The 2777-nt window shown below is 46.3% G+C and carries 1 protein-coding gene; it reads left to right on the top strand.

Annotated features, from left to right (window positions below; genetic code table 11):
* Nucleotides 1–114: 114 nt before the first annotated feature.
* Complete coding sequence (locus A4R26_RS08215; protein ID WP_133054592.1) at nt 115–1722, top strand: T9SS type A sorting domain-containing protein; 1608 nt, start codon at nt 115–117, stop codon at nt 1720–1722.
* Nucleotides 1723–2777 lie beyond the last annotated feature (1055 nt).

The following is a 2777-nucleotide window of genomic DNA, read 5'->3' as shown; positions in this document are numbered from 1 at the left end:
CTATGTCATGCTATTTATCAAGTAAGTTCTAAGTTATTGAATGCATAAAATAATTGTAAGTTAGAAAAATCGCGAGCCATTCACCATTGACCATTGACCATTCACCATTCACCAGTGAGCCCCCTGCATAAACATATTACGCTTTTACTGTTGTTGCTCTTAATTGGCGCACTTGCTGCCCATGCGCAACAAACGCCCGGCTTTTATGTGCCGAAGAAGGGAAAGGTGTATTTCTCCGGTGATACCGCAACCATATTTTCGAATGTGGTGAACCAGGGCAAACTGGGGGTTGATAAAAAAGCGGTGGTGAATTTTAAAGGAAAGAAATGGGAGAATGATGCCGATGCGCTTATAACCGATGAAGGGAACCGCGGTGAAGATGCATCGGCAACGGGCGGCCTTGTTCGTTTTAACGGCGATAGTGGCCGCCAACAAATAGATGGTGGATACAATGCCGTTACCCGCGCGGGTGCTGCCTTTGCGCATCTTGAAATTCAAAATGCAGCGGGTATAGAGCTCACCGGAAGCACCACTAAGATCAGGCATAACCTCAACTTCAATAGCGGACATTTATACCTGCAGAACAATACGCTCGTAATAGGCGAAGGCGGTCCCGGTTCCATAACCGGTTACGATGCTGTCAAATATATTATAACCGGCAATACAGGTACCGGCCTGTTGGTGAGGGAGAATATTCGCTTCCGCGATAGCTGGGTAATTTTCCCCATTGGTACCGGTGTAAATGCATATACGCCTGTTTCAGTGCGGAACAGGACGGGCCAGGGCGATGATTTTCATGCCCGGGTTTCAGATGGGGTGAAGCAGCACCTGTTCACCGGCGCCGACCTCAAAGATCAAAGCGTGAACAAAACCTGGGAATTAGGCAAACGCAACCATCCCAATACCGACGATGTGGAGGTATCGATCCAGCACCTTACGGCCGATGAAGGCAGCCGGTTCAGCGCTAACCGCCAGTATGCATACATTTCGCAATACACTGCTGCAGGTTGGGATACATCCTATCCGCAAATCGCTCCTTCAAACAATGGTTATCTTACATCGGGTGCGGCGCTGGCCAACAGCGGCGTAAATACCCGATCGTTAAGGAGTAAGCTGGCCTCCACTTCTTATTTTACCAAATTCACCGGCAAGGGCGATACCGCACTTCAGTTTACAAAGGTTTGGCTGAATGCCTATAGAACGGATCATAAAACTGTGCGTGTATACTGGACCACCAATCCCGAAGTCAACATCAGGTATTTTGTTGTTGAACGCAGGCTGAGCAATGAAACCATATTTACCGGCCGCGACTCTATGTTGTCGCAGGCACTTAACGGATACAGCAACATTAATTTGAATTATACCGGCGATGATGCTAATAATTATACCGGCATCAGCTATTACCGTTTAAAGCTGGTTGATTATAGCGGTGGTATTTCGTATACAAAGATCGTGGCCGTCGGCGGCAAGCCGGGTGGCTTCCAGTTATTGTTGTGGCCTAATCCCACAGCCCGTCATTTCTACGTAGGTATCAACGGAGCTGTTGCTGTGAAGTATGTAGTGATCTGGAATGGGTTGGGACAAATGATCCATCGCGAGCCCGTCAACGACCGAAGCATTATTCCAATGCACATCTATTTACCGGGTAATTACCTTGTAGGCTTTATTTCGGAGGGCGGCCAGGTGCTCGAAACGAAGAAGTTGATCGTAACGGGTGATTAAGGGTTAGCGGTTCCTGCAAAGGTTTCCGGCCGCGCATTGGGGCTTTTTTTGTATATTACATTTTGAATATTCATTCATTTCAAGCCATACAATTGCTTTCTTTTGTCCTGATTTTTACCTGAACCTCACGGGACCTTCACGGTACACTCACGAGACGTTTACAAGACCTTCACGAGACATCCACGAGACCTTCACGGGACATTCACCTGATGTGAATCCACTGCTAATCCTTTGCAAGTCTATTGTAAATCCTCCTTAATTGTATTAAATAGCTTATTCAACCATATTCAATACCCGGTTTTGGGGTATTAGGCAACGCCTTTATCTGGGTTCGAACGGGCGGTGAAGGGTAGGAGAATGCGCTGGGATAGCGCTGGGATAGCACTGGGATAGCGCTGGGATAGCACTGGGATAGCGCTGGGATAGCACTGGGATAGCACTGGGATAGCACTGGGATAGCACTGGGTATGGTATTGCGCCTGTGTTTCCCTGTAGGGTCCGTAGAGCATTCCTGTACAATACCCAGGCAATAGGACCACCAGTTTACTACGATACCAGTACCATTCACCTGCATTACCGGTACCTGCCATGTGGCTAACTCAACGTTTTGCGCAGCGGGGAGTTAAAAAAAAGTCTTAAAAAGGCAAAATAGATTTGTTGGTATTGAAAATCCGGTTACCTTCGCACCCCTTATTAAAAATAAGGCGGCGGAGAAAACAGAAGAGAATAGAGAAGAAGTTGAGGATCAATAAAAAAGTTCTTAAAAAATTCGGAAAGATTTGGTGAAGTGAAAATAACGCCTACCTTTGCACCCCCTTACGAAAGGACAGTGAAAAGGAGGAAAAATGAGAGAGATAGAAACGGGAAGCATTCACTGAAAATTGCTCTTAAAAAGAAGAAAAAAGAAAGAGAAAAAGTGAGAAAAGATTTTGCAGAATGAAAGAAACTCTTACCTTTGCAACCCCAATCAAAAAGATAGGGAAGAGAGGAAAGAAAGCGAGGCCGATAGCGATCGGGAGAGAGCAAGATAACAAGTCAGATTGAAACGATAGTGA

Source organism: Niastella populi (assembly GCF_002078015.1).
GTDB lineage: Bacteria > Bacteroidota > Bacteroidia > Chitinophagales > Chitinophagaceae > Niastella > Niastella populi.
Note: the sequence above shows the minus strand (reverse complement) of the source record. Positions and strands in the feature narration are given on the sequence as shown.